We start from the raw sequence: 14,453 nt of genomic DNA, 5'->3' as shown, positions 1-14,453 counted from the left end.
CAATTATGTTTAGAGTAGTTCAGTATGATCAGGAGGACAATCCATGGCTAATCCCGTAAAAATTTTCGACACCACATTAAGAGACGGTACCCAAGGCGAAGGTATAAGCTTATCTGTCGAGGACAAAATGAAAATTGCCCGTAAGCTGGATTCTCTTGGCGTTCATTATATCGAAGGCGGCTGGCCCGGAAGCAACAATAAAGATATTGAATTTTTCAACCGCGTCAAGGAATTGGATCTGAAAAATGCCAAAATTACTGCGTTCGGCAGCACTCGCCGCAAAGATACTCTCGCAGAGAACGATGTGAACCTCAACCGCATTCTGGAGGTCGGGGTGCCTGTTGCTACGATATTCGGCAAATCGTGGGATTTCCACGTTCATCAAGCGATCCAGACGACTTTGGAAGAAAACCTGGCCATGATCTATGATTCCGTCAAATATTTAAAAAGCAACGGACTGGAAGTCATCTATGATGCGGAGCATTTCTTCGACGGCTACAAAAACAACTCCGAGTATGCGCTGCAGACGATCAAGAAGGCAGAGGAAGCAGGTGCGGACTGGATCGTTCTGTGCGATACGAACGGAGGCTCCCTGCCTCATGAGATTACGGACATTGTAACGGTGGTTAAGCAAACCGTCTCCTGCCCGGTAGGTATTCATGCTCATAACGACTGCGAGCTTGGCGTTGCGAACAGCCTGGCAGCCGTAATGGCAGGCGCCACGCAGGTTCAAGGTACGATCAACGGCTTCGGCGAAAGATGCGGGAATGCGAACCTGGTCTCTATTATCCCGAACCTGCAGCTTAAGCTGAACTATCAATGTATCAGCAGCGAACAGCTGGAGAGTCTGACTACCGTAGCGCGTTACGTGAGCGAAATCGCTAATATGCATCTGCCCATCAACCAGCCTTACGTCGGGTCGGCTGCGTTTGCTCATAAAGGCGGCATTCACGTGTCTGCGATCCTTCGTAATTCCAGCACTTACGAGCATATCGCCCCCGAGCTTGTCGGAAACAAGCAGCGAGTTCTCGTATCCGAGCTGGCCGGACAAAGCAACCTGGTATTCAAGGCGCAGGAGCTGGGACTTGATTTCGATACCAGCAATCAACAAACGAAGCAGTTAATAGAGCAAATCAAGGACATGGAGCATCAGGGCTTCCAATTCGAAGGAGCCGACGCAACCTTGGAGCTGCTGATCCGCAACGCGTATGGCAAGCTGGAAGAAGCCTTTACATTGGAATCCTTCAAGATTATGGTAGTCAAATCCGCTAACCACCCTGTAGTCACCGAAGCTATCGTTAAGCTTAGAGTGAACGGAGAGACCGTATACAACGCGGCCGAAGGCAACGGTCCAGTGAACGCACTGGACAACGCCCTTCGCAAATGTCTCCAGCAGTATTATCCTACTCTGAACAGCGTTCATTTAAGCGATTATAAGGTTCGTGTCCTCGATGAGAAGGATACGACAGCCGCTAAAGTTCGTGTGTTGATCGAATCCACCGACTTCAATAATTCGTGGAACACCGTCGGAGTGTCGGATAACGTAATCGAAGCGAGCTGGGACGCTCTCGTAGACAGTATCCGCTATGCTCTCATCGGCAAAACGGCGCTGGCGCATTCCGAAGATCTTAAGGAACGCGTAGGCATCGTGAATCATTGATCAATTCAACAGAAAAGCTGTCTTAACGCATGGTACTGTGACCTGCGTTGAAGACAGCTTTTTTTATCCTTGAATCAATGACTGAATTCTTTGCTCCAGCTGCTCCGGAGGCAGCACATGGATAACCTCGCGAAGTACCCCCTGCTTATCGATCAGGAAGCTCGTCGGAACGAACAGTATGCGGTATAGCTCCGCCGTTGTCCCCTCTTTATCCAGCAGCACGGGGAACGTAAAGCCATTCCGTTTGACGAAGCTTTGGACATCAGCCATTCGGTCCTCTCTCGTTACATTGACTGCATACAGGTCGAATTTATCCTTATATTTCTCGTACACTTTCGCCAGATCAGGGGCTTCTTCCTTACAAGGACCGCACCAGGAAGCCCAGAAGTTAATCATCAAGGGCTTGTCCCTTTGCCCTCCTACCCGATACGTTTTCCCATCGAGCCCCTGAAGCGTAAAGGACGGGACAGGCTGATTGTATTTCATTTCCCTGAAGGGAGCGGCTTCCGCTTCCAGCCCCGGATTCAGCAGCGTCTGGTAAGCCGCCAATACGACCAGGCATAATGCGATGCATACAGCAGGAACATTTCGTTTCATGAGCGCGCACTCCTTATTAAGCAACCTCTAGGAAGCCATCTTCCGTTGTACAGGTCCATACGATTATCTTTCATTTCATCTATTGTACCCAGAAAGGAGCTTTTTTAGTTCCCCCTTCCTTGGCATATGAATGAAGAATGTTGAGCCTGAAGGAAGGGTACATTAGGATTACGTTAAATAAGCAGCTGAAGAGGAGAATTTCTGCAGATGCAAAAGACCAAATCGAAAAAATTATTGAACATCACGTTCGAAAGTGATATTTCCCCGGAGCAAACGGAGACGTCCGGCAATACAGCGTCAAATAAAAAAGCCGGGGGCTCCAAAGGCTCCATATGGGAATTTATCGCTATCGCTTCCGTCCCGCTTGTGCTGGTTCTGGGCAACTCGATGCTAGTTCCGATTCTGCCGCAAATGCAGGAGCAGCTTGGAATCAGCAAATTCCAGAGCAGCTTGGTTATCACCCTGTTTTCCGTCACCGCGGGGATCATCATTCCGATTTCAGGCTATTTGTCCGACCGTTTTTCCCGCAAAGGCATTATGATCCCTTCTTTAATTATTTATGGTGCTGCAGGAGTGCTGGCCGGCTTTGGCGCTGTTTGGAAATCGTATTGGATTGTCATCATCGCAAGAGCGATTCAGGGACTCGGGGCCGCAGGAACGGCAGCCATTGCGATGGCACTGGCAGGAGACTTATACAAGGGTGCGACCGAAAGCAAGGTGCTTGGTCTTACCGAGGCGTCTAACGGGATAGGCAAGGTAGTGAGTCCTATTCTGGGCTCGCTCTTAGCGCTTATCGTCTGGTATGCGGCATTTTTTGCATTTCCTGTGTTTTGTCTGCTATCACTGCTATCCGTCATGTTTTTCCTGAAGGAGCCCAAAAAAGAACAGGCCCCGCCAAAGCTAAAGCCCTATTTGCAAAAAATCGGCTCCATCCTTAAGCAAAAAGGCCGCTGGCTCATTACCGCTTTTTTCTCCGGATCATTAGCATTGTTTATTTTGTTCGGCGTCTTGTTTTATTTGTCGGACATACTGGAGGATGCGCCGTATAATGTCAAAGGCGTTATGAAGGGGTTAGTGCTGGCCATTCCGCTATTAGGCATGGTCGTGACCTCTTATACAACGGGCGCTAATATTAAGAAAAACGGAACACTGATGAGATGGCTGATGAATATAGGGATGGTTTTGATGACTTTATCCTTGGGTGCATGTATTTTCTTCCTCGGAAAAAACATCTATTTCTTGATAGGTCTTCTCACAGTAAGCAGTATCGGTACAGGGCTGCTGCTTCCATGTCTGAATACAATGATCACCGGATCCGTTCAAAAGGAAGAGCGCGGCATGATCACCTCCATCTATAACAGCCTGCGATTTTTGGGGGTAGCGTTCGGTCCGCCGCTGTTCAGCTGGATGATGGATATATCACATCAAACGGTGTTTATATCCGTTACTGCCCTTTCACTCATTACACTAGGGCTCGTTTTTTTCCTCATTAAGCCGCAAGGGAATATCGGTTGATTGCTGAAGAACCGGCAAGCTATAATGACATCATCTGAATGTAAAAGGATGATGTCATTGTCTTATACTATCCTGCTTCCTGATAAGATTAGGACTGAGATATTGAGTTACTGTATCTGTCAGCATCCTTATGAGGCATGCGGATTCCTTCTAGGAGTTGAAACCGATGTGGGGATCTTTGTTGACGGCTTTGCTCCTATCGCTAATGCTTCGCATGATCCTTTGCGGCATTTTTCCATGGATCCGGCCGCAATGCTTCCATATATATACCCTGCCCCTGCTGAAGGAAATAAAGGAACCGTTGTAGGCATTCTGCATTCCCATCCTATGGCTGCCGCCGTTCCATCCGATGAAGATATGCAGACCTCATGGAAGCAAATTCCGACCCATTGGATTGTCTCCCTGGTTCGTCTGGATGGTCCTGATATCCGAGCCTACCGATTTGTACAGACGGACGAGCAAACGATTCATGCTCTTCCTGTGAACTGGCGGACTACTCTATGAGAACCTGCTATAAAAAGTGCCTCAGCAGTTTGAAGCTGGAAAGTCTTGTGAAATCTTTAACAAAGTCAAAAAAACCTTCGGCACCCGACTGTGCTGAAGGTTTTAATGTTGATGGCTAAGCCGGGAGTACAGATCTCCCAAATTGTGAATCCCTTTGGAGCGAATTTCTTGCAGCAGCCCTCCCCATAAGCGAGCCGTCATTTTAGCATCCTCTAGTGCATGGTGCCTGTTCGTCACTTCAATGCCGTACAGCTCCAGCAGTGTATCCAGATCATACTGCTGCAGCTTCGGGTGCAGCCATTTGGCAAGCATCATAGTATCCAGCATCCGGTGCGATAGATTGACTTTGGACGTTTTCCATAAGGCCGCATTCAAAAAATGCTTGTCATGCCCCGTTCCATGGGCAACCAGCAGCTTTTGCTGCACAAACTCGAGAAACGCGCGAAGCCCTCCGATCAAATCCTGAGCCTTGCCGGCCATTTCATTCGATATTCCCGTCAGCTCCACGATATGATCGGGTATTGGCCGTTTGGGGTTAACAAGACTGTAGAAGGTTTCCTCCTCCAACACCGAATCGCCTCTAACCGCTACGGCTCCGAACGAAATGATCTCATCCCCGTTATACGGCGAAAAACCGGTCGTTTCCAAGTCGAAAACAACCAGTTCCACCGTCTCCAGGGGGATATCGTATAAGGAGTTTTTCCTTTGCTCCTTCATAATGGATCGAATGAAAGCCATCTGCTGGGCGCTATGCGCATCAAACATGGAGGTAAGCGCAGGGGTGAGACCGCCCATTTTATAGAGATGCCACATCCGCCCCGCAGGTCTCATGTCTTTCACGTGATATCACCTCTTAAGTTTAGCGTGCTTCTAACCTTGCTCTATCTCTTTATGCACAGCTTTTTTCACGTATTTCTGGAGATCATTCCCAATCCGCAGGCACAGCTTCAATTCACTCGTGCGTTCTTTGGTCAGCCTATCAGCCGGAAGCTTCCCTCTCGTCGTATAGCTTCCATTCTCCACTTGGAAAGGGGTCAGGGAGCGGAATTTCAACGCGATGGCCAAAGCCTCCAGCCAGTCTTGGGCAATCTCCTCTTCAACAGCCCCTGCCTCCAGCAGCTTCGTTATACGCCCTTCCGTGGACGTCTCGCTCAAGCCCGCTTCGATGGCAAGAAGGCGAATACCATTTACAATGGGGATGTAAGCGCCGTATTTGATATCCACTCCTCCGGCATCTTCTCCATATCTCTCTTTAATGAGTTGGCCGAATAGGCCCAGCGATATTTTGTGATGAAGCGTATTATGAAGCAAATGCTCCAGGATAATGGGATTCCGTTCCACATAGCTCGTTACTTCCTGTATAAGGCGCCGGACTAATTCCCCATCGCCATATATCGCACGCATATCCGCCATAATAAGCAGATATCTCATGTGTTCCCAATGAGGATCTTGAAGCCATTCGAAGAGCATCGAGCGATAGCCGCTCCATGATTTACGCCATCTGTCATTGGTGCAGATCACGCCGCCCGAGCAGGGCGGGTAGCCCAGCTCCAGCAGCATCTGACTACTCCGCTGTGCCAGTTCTGCGAAATACGTCTTGGCTTTCTCCATCTCTTCCGAATCCGCAGGATCTGCATAGATCAATCCGTTGTCCTGATCGCTCCAGAGCGTCTGCTCTCCACGCCCTCCGCTGCCGAAGAGACAAAAGGCATAAGGGACAGGCACCGCGGCCCCCTCCTCCTGCAGCATCGTTTCCTCGGCTATTTGCACAACCCGGGCAATCATCATATCGTGAATCCGGTTTAACTCCCGATTCCAATCCAAGGAATAGGCGTGAAGGAGACGCCGCTCAAATTCCTCATGCAATTGATCCCGCAATAGACGCAGCTGCCCGGTGCAGCCTGCCGATTGAATTGCCGTTCGAATCATTTCCATTGAGTTCAGCTCCATGCAGCATCTCCTTCAGCCTGTCGAATTATTGTCTCTCTAAAACTATCTAAACTGTGTGGGCACCGCCCGCTGCCGATTTCTTCATTTGCTCCGGATAACCGTAGGTTCCGTGCTCCGACAAATCGAGACCGATAATTTCTTCTTCTTCGGTAACACGCAGACCGACGGTAGCTTTTATAATAGCCAGAATTATAAAGGATAGAATAAGAACAAAGATAAACGCTCCGAATACCCCCAATGCTTGAACTCCCAGCTGCTCCACGCCTCCGCCATACAGAAGCCCGGCTTTACCGACTCCCACTTTCTCAGCCAATTCCGGTGTTGCAAATATGCCCGTGGACAGTGTCCCCCAAATTCCTGCGATCCCGTGCACCGAGAAGGCATAAATCGGATCGTCAATGCCTGCTTTTTCAAACCATTGTGCCGTGAAGAAGGTAATGATGCCTGCCAAAGCCCCGATAATGATGGCGTCGCGTGGAGTTACAAAAGCGCATGCTGCCGTGATGGCAACCAGAGCCGCAAGAACCCCGTTCAACATGCTTGGAATGTCCGCCTTGCCGAAGTACATCCAGGATACCACCATAGCCGCTACCGCACCGGCTGCCGCCGCCAGATTCGTTGTTAAGGCCACATAGCCGAAGAATCCGTCGCCCGTTGCACTCAGAGTCGAGCCTGCATTAAATCCGAACCAGCCGATCCAAAGAATGATAACGCCGAGTACGGATAATACTTGGTTATGCCCCGGAATCAAATTTGGAGTTCTGTCTTTATTGTATTTGCCAATGCGGGGTTTAAGCAAAAGAGTAGCTACCAGCGCTGCTGTCGCACCTTGCAAATGAACAACAGTCGAACCGGCAAAATCCTGCATGCCCAGTTGACCCAGCCAGCCGCCGCCCCATACCCAGTGAGCTACTACCGGATAAATCAATACCGTGAACAAAATCCCGAAGATGAAGTACACCGGAAGCTTACCGCGCTCCGCAAAGCCGCCCCAAGCGATGGCAAGGGAAACGCCGCAAAAAGCAAGCTGAAACAAGAACAAGATACCGATAGGAATAGGAGATTCTGCAAAAAGGCTTATGGATGCTGTCGCTTGTTCTTGAGTTCCATCCAGGAAGAAGCCCCCCGTCCCTATAAAGCTGTTGCCGTCACCAAAGGCAAAGCCGAAACCGATAGCCCAGAAGGCTATTGCGCATATACCAAAGGTAAGAATGGTTTTCCCGGCAACATGGCCGGCATTTTTCATTCGAGTGGACCCAGCTTCCAGAAGTGCGAACCCCGCTTGCATGAAAATAACCAAGATCGCTGCCAGCATCACCCATACAGAGTCGATGGCGCTTGCGAGCTGTGCCGGTGTTTTATCATCTGCAGCAAAAGCCATAGTAGGTACCAGCATAGATAGGACACCTGTTGAAACAAGCAACTTCTTAAACATGGTTAACCACTTCCTCTTTAATGTTAATTTATATAACATGAATTGAAAATCTTAATGTCATTATATACAGCGTATTTTGTTTTGACAATAGATTTTTCCTAAAAAAACGGTAAAAAACGAAAAATAACCTTACATAAAATACGCATAATTCGGTTTTACAACATAATTACTAGTGTTTTTCTTATTTCAATGTTATATTTTATGACAAATGAGTACGAGCTAATGCTTTTATAATATAATTTCCCTCCTTCAAGGCTCGGTGCCTTACCTTCGTCAGCTGCACGAAAAAGCATAAGGCGTTATGCAAAAGCATAACGTTTGACTGTATGGTTTGATATCAGTTATCATAAATACTAAAGAGCATCAGATATACATACATACTAATTAATAAGATTCTATATAGGAGGGGATATCCATGGGGATATGAAGCTGTATAAAATCGGTGAGCTGGCCCGTTTGACCAATGTCAGTCCTAGAACGATTGACTATTATACGAAGCTAGGACTCATTGAGCCGGAGAAACGTTCAGATACTAATTATCGTTTGTATAGCGATGAAACTTTAACGCGACTCAAACGTATTGAAAATATGAAAAGGGAAAAGTATACCTTAGAGGAAATCAAGGCGAGCTTAAAGTTGTGGACCAAAGTAAGTCACGATGAGATCGTTACCGATAAATTGACGAATATCCAGCTTCACCTGCAGCAGCTGCAGAAGGAAGTGCAGGAGATCAGTCCGATTCTTGACAAGCTTAAGCCGTCCCAGCTGAAATATTTCAACAAGATGCTCACACCGCATACAGCTGCGTGTATCGAAGCCTTGCTGTTGCTATTGGGTAAAAGCCCCTTTTCCTAATTTGTAAGGAGGTCTGCTGCCATGTTTTTTCACCCGATGGATTTTTTGATCATCATCGCTTTTCTGCTTTCTCTCTGGGCTCAATTCCGAGTCAAAAGCACATTCAACAAATGGGCGGAAGTACCTACTTATTCCGGGATGACGGGGTATGAAGCGGCCCGCCGCATGCTCGACGCCAACGGATTGTACGATGTGCCGATCGAGCCTGTACAAGGCGCCTTGAGCGACCATTACGATCCGATTCATCGGGTTGTGCGCTTATCCGAGCCTGTGTACTATGAGAATTCGATCGCAGCCATTTCCGTTGCTTGTCACGAAGTCGGTCATGCCATCCAGCATAAAGTGTCCTATCCGATGCTTACGCTCCGGCACAATATGTTCCCGGTCGTGAACTTCGCTTCCGGCGTGTCTCCGCTGCTCATTATCGCGGGATTGATCTTCCAGCAATTCAGCTTCTTGCTCGGACTCGGTATTATTTTCTTCTCCGCGGCCGTTGCGTTCCAACTGGTGACGCTGCCTGTAGAGTTTAACGCAAGTAACCGCGCCAGAGACTTGATGGTCGCTGAAGGCTTCATTACGAACGATGAAGAGCGCGGAGTGGCCAAGGTGCTGAATGCTGCGGCGCTCACCTACGTAGCCGCTGCACTGATCTCTCTCCTTGAGCTCGTGAAGTACATTATGATCTTCACCAACCGCAACAACGACTAATCGCATACAAACAACAAAACGCCGCTTCTGCGGCGTTTTTCATTTTCTCTTTATTTTTTGCAATTAAAAAATTCAAGTAAATATTGTTGAAATACCTCAGCTACGAGCGGCAGCTTCTCCCCCGCCCTATGAATCAGCCCTACGCTGCGTGTAACCTGCGGCTCAATGACCCTTACCTTGGCAGGCTGCAGCTGGCTGATTTCGGTCAATGCCATTTCCGGCAGGAGACTGACCCCCATTCCCGCAGCAACCAAGCCGCGTATCGTGTCCGTTTCCTCGCCTTCAAATCCTATCCGGGGTACAAAACCCGCTTTGGCACAGGCTTCCAGTACGATATTCCGAAGCGAGTATTCCTCGCTGAACATAACGAACGCCTCATCCTTCAGCTGCTCCAATCGGATCACGTTATAATCGGCCAGTACATGGCCTTGGGGGACGATAGCGTACATTTCCTCCTGAAGCAGCAGTTCTCCGCTGACATGCTCATTTCTGTTCGGCAGAGGCGAAATAAAGGCCAGGTCTATCTCCCCGTTCTTCACATCGCGGATCAGACTGTTATATGTGCCTTGACGCAGCTTGAATTTGACGTTCGGATGGGACTGGCGAAAGTTCGCGACGACGGTCGGAAGCAGATAAATGCCCAGACTATGAGGAAACCCGATCCGAATTTCCCCTACCTCCGGATCGAGAAATTCGCGGACCTCAATAACCGCTCTTTCCAATTCGGTCAATACCGCTTCCGCCCGGCTTAAAAATAATTTGCCGACTGGAGTCAGCTGCAAATTGCGGCCCTTCTGAACGAACAAGGACACACCGAGCTCCTCTTCTAGTTGATGGATTTGGCGGCTCACCGCCGATTGGGCCACATGCAGCTCCTCGGCCGCTTGGGTCACATGCTGTTTTCGGGCTACCTTCACAAAATATTGCAGCTGTCTAAGTTCCACAACGGTTCTCCTTCCGATTGGACAAGTTCCTAATAAAAAGTTTATAATAAATGAAGGTTAAATACCAATCATTCTCATTGTATTTAAGGAGGCCCATTTCCATGGCACAAGAACGTACCGGAGTAGCAACGTTTAAAGGCAATCCGATTACTTTAGTAGGTCCAGAAATCAAGGTAGGAGACAAAGCTCCTGATTTTAAAGTAAACAAAAACCTGATGGAGCAAGTATCTTTGGCTGACTATGCAGGCAAAGTGAAGCTGATCAGCGTAGTTCCTTCCTTGGATACCGGTGTATGCGACGCGCAAACCCGCCGTTTCAACGAAGAAGCAGCTAAGCTTGGCGATAACGTAGTGGTGCTGACAGTCAGCGTTGACCTTCCGTTCGCTCAATCCCGCTGGTGCGGTGCTGCAGGCATCGACAAAGTCGTTACTTTGTCCGACTACAAGAACAAATCCTTCGGCGAAGCTTATGGCGTATTGATCAAAGAAATTCAATTGCTGATGAGATCCATCTTCGTTATCGATGCTAACGACACCGTTCAATACGTAGAGTACTTGGGCGAAATGACCGAGCATCCTAACTATGAAGCAGCAGTGGAAGCTGTTAAGAAGTTAGTGTAATCATACATACAGCTGCCCAAGAAAAAACAGCGAGAGAAGCCCAGCTTCTCCCGCTGTTTTTATGTTTGCTGCCTGTTCTGTAAGAAATTCGCTACTACTTGTCAACTTTATAAGCAGCAAGCCGCTTATCCAATTGTCTGTATATCTCAAGGATAGTCCGATAATTCGAACCAAGATCACCTAACGAGCCCCTGGATGCTGAATAAATATCCACAGCCGATTTTACCGGATTAATAGCAAATAAGGTTAACGTAATATCTTGCGTACGACCTGTGATCGTCTTTTTCTCTACAACGATCTCCCCGACATTCTTCACCTCATGAAGCAGCTTGTAGCCGTTCATTTTCTTAAACATATTGGTGACTTCATCCCAAACCTGATCCATCGAAAGTTTATAGTATCGGGTTTTCAAAGCCGGATCTTTCGCTCTTTCCCCTGTTGTTTCGTGGCTGCGAATAAGGCCGATTAAGGTGCGCTTTAACAAAGCCTTCCCTCCTCATTGAAGTACAATACAAAATCCGGTTTACACTGTCTTTTATCATATCATTGTTTGATGGATTGAGAAAGAGTTATTTCACATTTTTGACATCTTTATGATAAACAGATGAAGAAATATTACAGCTGGATGACAAAAAATGCCTTTATTGTACTTGGAGAACCAGATCCTTTTGGACGTTCAAAAGGGTAGCTTCTAACCGATCATTTTCTCGCGAATGACAGCGGAAACCGCACCCAAAGCACAGCAATCCTCTCCCAGCCGGGAGTAGGCCACACGGACGCTGAACGAGCTTAAATAAGAGAATCTCGAATCCAAGGACTCATGAATGCTCTCGTTGATCCAAGGGGCGTATTGTCCCATGGCGTTACCTATAACGATCATTTGCGGGTTTAGGGTATGCATCATATTCCCGATACCGACCCCCAAATGCAGACCTGCTTTACGAACCACCGCGATTGCCTCGGCATCTCCTTTATTCAGCCTGTCCAATATCCGTTCGGTAAATCCCGGAGCATATTCGACATGCAAATCATTCGCAATCGCTCTCTCGGATGCATATGTCTCCCAACATCCCCGATTGCCGCAGGAGCAGGGGCGTCCGTTCAATTCCATCGTCGTGTGCCCGATTTCCCCGGCATAGCCGTTATTGCCTCTGAATAATTCGCCTTGCAGTACAAGGCCTGCCCCGATCCCTCCGGCGACGCTTAAATACAGCATATTGGAGCAATCCGCAGCAGCGCCGAATTCCAATTCGCCCAGAGCGGCCAGGTTCGCTTCATTATCAATGATGACCGGTATACCCAGCTGTTCCTCGATCGCGTCCTTCCAATTCAGCTTTTTCCAGCCTGTATGCGGCACGAATAAGATGCGGCTGGACGGATATTCCACGAAGCCGTGAATACCTATCCCGACGCCAAGCAAGCCGAGTGGACTAGCAGGCAGAGCCGCACGCTCCTGCCTCAGGATCGACAACAGCTGCCGCAACGTCCCCTCTGCGCTTTCTCCTTGCTCGTAGGGATACCATGTTTTGCGTATCACGGCTCCGCACATATCCGTAACCAGAACGAGCATGTTGGTCGACCGAAGATCGACGCCAATAATGTGGCCTGCCTTATGGTGAATCTCCAGCATCATGGGCTTGCGGCCGCCGCTGGATTCTCCGATCCCCGTTTCAACTACCCAATGCTCGCTCATCAGCTCTTCTACAAGAGCCGATACCGTTGCCCGGGTCAGCTTGGTTCGCTTGGCAAGCTCCGCCCGGGAGATAGGTGCATGTAGTTTGATTAACTTGAGCAAAGTTGATTTATTGATCGATTTTAACAGGGAGCTATCCCCTGACATTGTCCCACGCTTCACTGCTTTCCACCATCCGTTTCCTTTAACCGCTAGCAAAATTTATTTTATATAACCAGGTACCAAAAGTCAGCAGGAATTTTCAATTTGCCTGCGAATATATTATATCACGCATTTGTTTATTTAATAAACAAAGTTAATTTATGCTTGAGGTGAAGATCATGACCTATTTTCTTGGTATCGATTTGGGGACATCCGCTGTTAAATGTATTTTAGTGGATGATCAAGGTAAGGTAAAGGCAAGTCACAGCGTGGAATATCCGCTTCTTCAGCCGCAGCCTGGCTGGGCGGAGCAGCATCCGGAGGATTGGTGGCAGGGAACGGCCGACTGCATACGTGCACTATTGGACAAGGCGGCTATAAGCGGTCAAGACGTGGCGGGCATTGGGCTGTCCGGACAAATGCACGGCTCAGTCTTCCTCGACAGCGAGCGGAAGGTGGTCCGCCCTGCCCTGCTCTGGTGTGACCAGCGGACAGCTGCACAATGCGAATGGATCGAACAAACGATTGGCTCGGAGGAGCTCGGAAGGCTTACAGGCAACAAGGCTTTGACCGGCTTTACAGCTCCGAAGGTCATCTGGCTTCGTGATGAGGAGCCGGAACATTACCGGCGGACAGCACATTTGATACTGCCGAAGGATTATGTACGGCTGCAGCTTACGGGAGAGTTCGGCATGGATATGGCCGACGCGAGCGGGACTTTATTGCTGGATGTGGCTAACCGCCGCTGGTCAACGGAAGTGGTGGAAGGGCTCGGCATTCCTATGGAATGGCTGCCTCCGCTCTATGAGAGCAATGATATTGCAGGCCGACTGACATCGGCTGCGGCTGAACGTACCGGCCTTGCACCCGGTACGCCTGTTGTCGCCGGAGGCGGCGACCAGGCCTGCGGCGCGGTGGGCGTCGGCGTTGTGAAGCAAGGCATCGCCTCCGTCGCTCTGGGCACCTCGGGTGTCGTCTTCGTACATGACGACTCCTATCAAGCCGACGAACAGCGCAGGCTGCATTCCTTCTGCCATGGCGTTCCCGGCAAATGGCATCGCATGGGCGTCATGCTCGCGGCCGGAGGGTCGTTCCAATGGTGGAAGAACCACCTTGCACAGGAGGAGCAAAAACAAGCCGCGGCAGAAGGCCGCGATGTGTATGAGCTGCTGACAGAGCTTGCAGCATCGGCTCCGCTCGGAAGCGAAGGGCTGCTGTTCATGCCTTATTTAACCGGTGAGCGTACGCCTCATCCCGATCCTAAGGCTCGCGGCGGCTTTATCGGCCTGAACCTGCGTCATGGCAAAGCTCACCTTACCCGCGCCGTTCTTGAAGGAATCACCTTCGGCCTGCGCGATTCGCTGGAGCTCATTAAGGCCTCCGGCATTGAAATCAAAGAATTGCGCGTCAATGGCGGCGGTGCTCGCAGCTTGTTCTGGAGACAAATGATCGCCGACATTTTCGGTTATCCTGTCGTCACCGTCAATTCGACGGACGGCCCTGCCTATGGTGCCGCAGTCATGGCCGCTTCAGGCGTTCTACAACGGGATATAAGCGATTTATGCGAGCAATGGATACAAGTTGTCGACCGGGTAGAACCAAAGCCTGAGAATCAAGCACAGTACGAGAAATACTATGAAGTATTCCGTACGTTGTACCCCACTCTCAAATCGACATTGCATCAATTAACGGATCTGGCCTCCTCCTCTTCGGAAGGGTAATGGCAAGGCCGGGGCGTTGCTAAGTGTGGCGTTGGCCTCTAGGCTGACCGATATCAAGATAATTGCGGGATACCCTATGAAATTAAAAAAGCCTGTTCAGTTAGCTGAAC

14 protein-coding genes are annotated in these 14,453 nt (G+C 49.2%); 7 read left to right on the top strand and 7 right to left on the bottom strand.

Annotated elements, in window-relative coordinates; genetic code table 11:
* Nucleotides 1-43 precede the first annotated feature (43 nt).
* Nucleotides 44-1,660 carry a citramalate synthase gene (cimA, locus tag B1728_RS02800; RefSeq protein ID WP_079908635.1) on the top strand — a complete coding sequence of 539 codons (1,617 nt, stop codon included), beginning with the start codon at nt 44-46 and terminating at the stop codon, nt 1,658-1,660.
* Nucleotides 1,661-1,723: 63 nt separating this feature from the next.
* Here cimA and B1728_RS02795 read toward each other — a convergent pair whose 3' ends face one another.
* Nucleotides 1,724-2,257, bottom strand: coding sequence for a TlpA disulfide reductase family protein (locus B1728_RS02795; protein WP_079908634.1), 534 nt, complete (start codon nt 2,255-2,257; stop codon nt 1,724-1,726).
* A gap of 207 nt (nt 2,258-2,464) precedes the next feature.
* Between B1728_RS02795 and B1728_RS02790 the strand changes: the two genes are divergently transcribed.
* Both B1728_RS02790 and B1728_RS02785 read left to right on the top strand, forming a co-directional pair.
* Nucleotides 2,465-3,772: an MFS transporter gene (locus tag B1728_RS02790; RefSeq protein ID WP_079908633.1), complete on the top strand. Its 1,308-nt coding sequence runs from the start codon at nt 2,465-2,467 to the stop codon at nt 3,770-3,772.
* A 24-nt stretch (nt 3,773-3,796) separates the two neighbouring features.
* Nucleotides 3,797-4,276 (top strand): M67 family metallopeptidase, encoded by a 480-nt coding sequence (locus tag B1728_RS02785; RefSeq protein ID WP_144027736.1) that lies wholly within the window; start codon nt 3,797-3,799, stop codon nt 4,274-4,276.
* Between the two features lie 102 nt (nt 4,277-4,378).
* Here B1728_RS02785 and B1728_RS02780 read toward each other — a convergent pair whose 3' ends face one another.
* From B1728_RS02780 to B1728_RS02770, 3 genes are read right to left on the bottom strand one after another with little or no spacing between them, the layout of a single operon-like run.
* Nucleotides 4,379-5,116 carry an exonuclease domain-containing protein gene (locus tag B1728_RS02780; protein WP_079908631.1) on the bottom strand — a complete coding sequence of 246 codons (738 nt, stop codon included), beginning with the start codon at nt 5,114-5,116 and terminating at the stop codon, nt 4,379-4,381.
* 30 nt (nt 5,117-5,146) lie between these two features.
* The gene (locus tag B1728_RS02775; RefSeq protein WP_079908630.1) at nt 5,147-6,226 is read right to left on the bottom strand and encodes a DUF294 nucleotidyltransferase-like domain-containing protein; all 1,080 of its coding nucleotides are present in this window, start codon (nt 6,224-6,226) and stop codon (nt 5,147-5,149) included.
* Nucleotides 6,227-6,272: 46 nt separating this feature from the next.
* Complete coding sequence (locus B1728_RS02770; protein WP_079908629.1) at nt 6,273-7,661, bottom strand: ammonium transporter; 1,389 nt, start codon at nt 7,659-7,661, stop codon at nt 6,273-6,275.
* Between the two features lie 423 nt (nt 7,662-8,084).
* Here B1728_RS02770 and B1728_RS02765 point away from each other — a divergent pair, with 423 nt between their 5' ends.
* Together B1728_RS02765 and B1728_RS02760 are read left to right on the top strand one after the other, a co-directional pair.
* On the top strand, nt 8,085-8,516 hold the full coding sequence (locus tag B1728_RS02765; protein WP_079908628.1) for a MerR family transcriptional regulator: 432 nt from the start codon (nt 8,085-8,087) through the stop codon (nt 8,514-8,516).
* A gap of 21 nt (nt 8,517-8,537) precedes the next feature.
* A complete protein-coding gene (locus B1728_RS02760) occupies nt 8,538-9,224 on the top strand; it encodes a zinc metallopeptidase (protein WP_079908627.1) in 687 nt (228 codons plus the stop codon).
* A 50-nt stretch (nt 9,225-9,274) separates the two neighbouring features.
* On the opposite strand, the gene gltC is transcribed toward B1728_RS02760, so the two are convergent.
* The gene (gene gltC / locus B1728_RS02755; RefSeq protein WP_079908626.1) at nt 9,275-10,168 is read right to left on the bottom strand and encodes a glutamate biosynthesis transcriptional regulator GltC; all 894 of its coding nucleotides are present in this window, start codon (nt 10,166-10,168) and stop codon (nt 9,275-9,277) included.
* 101 nt (nt 10,169-10,269) lie between these two features.
* Between gltC and tpx the strand changes: the two genes are divergently transcribed.
* The gene (gene tpx, locus B1728_RS02750; protein ID WP_079908625.1) at nt 10,270-10,788 is read left to right on the top strand and encodes a thiol peroxidase; all 519 of its coding nucleotides are present in this window, start codon (nt 10,270-10,272) and stop codon (nt 10,786-10,788) included.
* Between the two features lie 94 nt (nt 10,789-10,882).
* Here tpx and B1728_RS02745 read toward each other — a convergent pair whose 3' ends face one another.
* Nucleotides 10,883-11,272 (bottom strand): DUF1499 domain-containing protein, encoded by a 390-nt coding sequence (locus B1728_RS02745; protein WP_079908624.1) that lies wholly within the window; start codon nt 11,270-11,272, stop codon nt 10,883-10,885.
* A gap of 207 nt (nt 11,273-11,479) precedes the next feature.
* Nucleotides 11,480-12,643, bottom strand: coding sequence for an ROK family transcriptional regulator (locus tag B1728_RS02740; RefSeq protein WP_144027735.1), 1,164 nt, complete (start codon nt 12,641-12,643; stop codon nt 11,480-11,482).
* A gap of 158 nt (nt 12,644-12,801) precedes the next feature.
* Here B1728_RS02740 and xylB point away from each other — a divergent pair, with 158 nt between their 5' ends.
* Nucleotides 12,802-14,343: a xylulokinase gene (gene xylB, locus B1728_RS02735; protein ID WP_079908623.1), complete on the top strand. Its 1,542-nt coding sequence runs from the start codon at nt 12,802-12,804 to the stop codon at nt 14,341-14,343.
* Nucleotides 14,344-14,453: the final 110 nt, after the last annotated feature.

Source organism: Paenibacillus sp. 32352 (assembly GCF_002042965.1).
GTDB lineage: Bacteria > Bacillota > Bacilli > Paenibacillales > NBRC-103111 > Paenibacillus_S > Paenibacillus_S vulneris.
Note: the sequence above shows the minus strand (reverse complement) of the source record. Positions and strands in the feature narration are given on the sequence as shown.

Bases quoted from the DNA above. Each gene is read 5' to 3' on its own strand.
- B1728_RS02785 (WP_144027736.1), top strand. From the start codon at position 3,797: ATGACATCATCTGAATGTAAAAGGATGATGTCATTGTCTTATACTATC.
- B1728_RS02795 (WP_079908634.1), bottom strand. From the start codon at position 2,257: ATGAAACGAAATGTTCCTGCTGTATGCATCGCATTATGCCTGGTCGTA.
- tpx (WP_079908625.1), top strand. From the start codon at position 10,270: ATGGCACAAGAACGTACCGGAGTAGCAACGTTTAAAGGCAATCCGATT.
- B1728_RS02765 (WP_079908628.1), top strand. From the start codon at position 8,085: ATGAAGCTGTATAAAATCGGTGAGCTGGCCCGTTTGACCAATGTCAGT.
- cimA (WP_079908635.1), top strand. From the start codon at position 44: ATGGCTAATCCCGTAAAAATTTTCGACACCACATTAAGAGACGGTACC.
- B1728_RS02770 (WP_079908629.1), bottom strand. From the start codon at position 7,661: ATGTTTAAGAAGTTGCTTGTTTCAACAGGTGTCCTATCTATGCTGGTA.
- B1728_RS02790 (WP_079908633.1), top strand. From the start codon at position 2,465: ATGCAAAAGACCAAATCGAAAAAATTATTGAACATCACGTTCGAAAGT.
- B1728_RS02760 (WP_079908627.1), top strand. From the start codon at position 8,538: ATGTTTTTTCACCCGATGGATTTTTTGATCATCATCGCTTTTCTGCTT.
- B1728_RS02775 (WP_079908630.1), bottom strand. From the start codon at position 6,226: ATGGAGCTGAACTCAATGGAAATGATTCGAACGGCAATTCAATCGGCA.
- xylB (WP_079908623.1), top strand. From the start codon at position 12,802: ATGACCTATTTTCTTGGTATCGATTTGGGGACATCCGCTGTTAAATGT.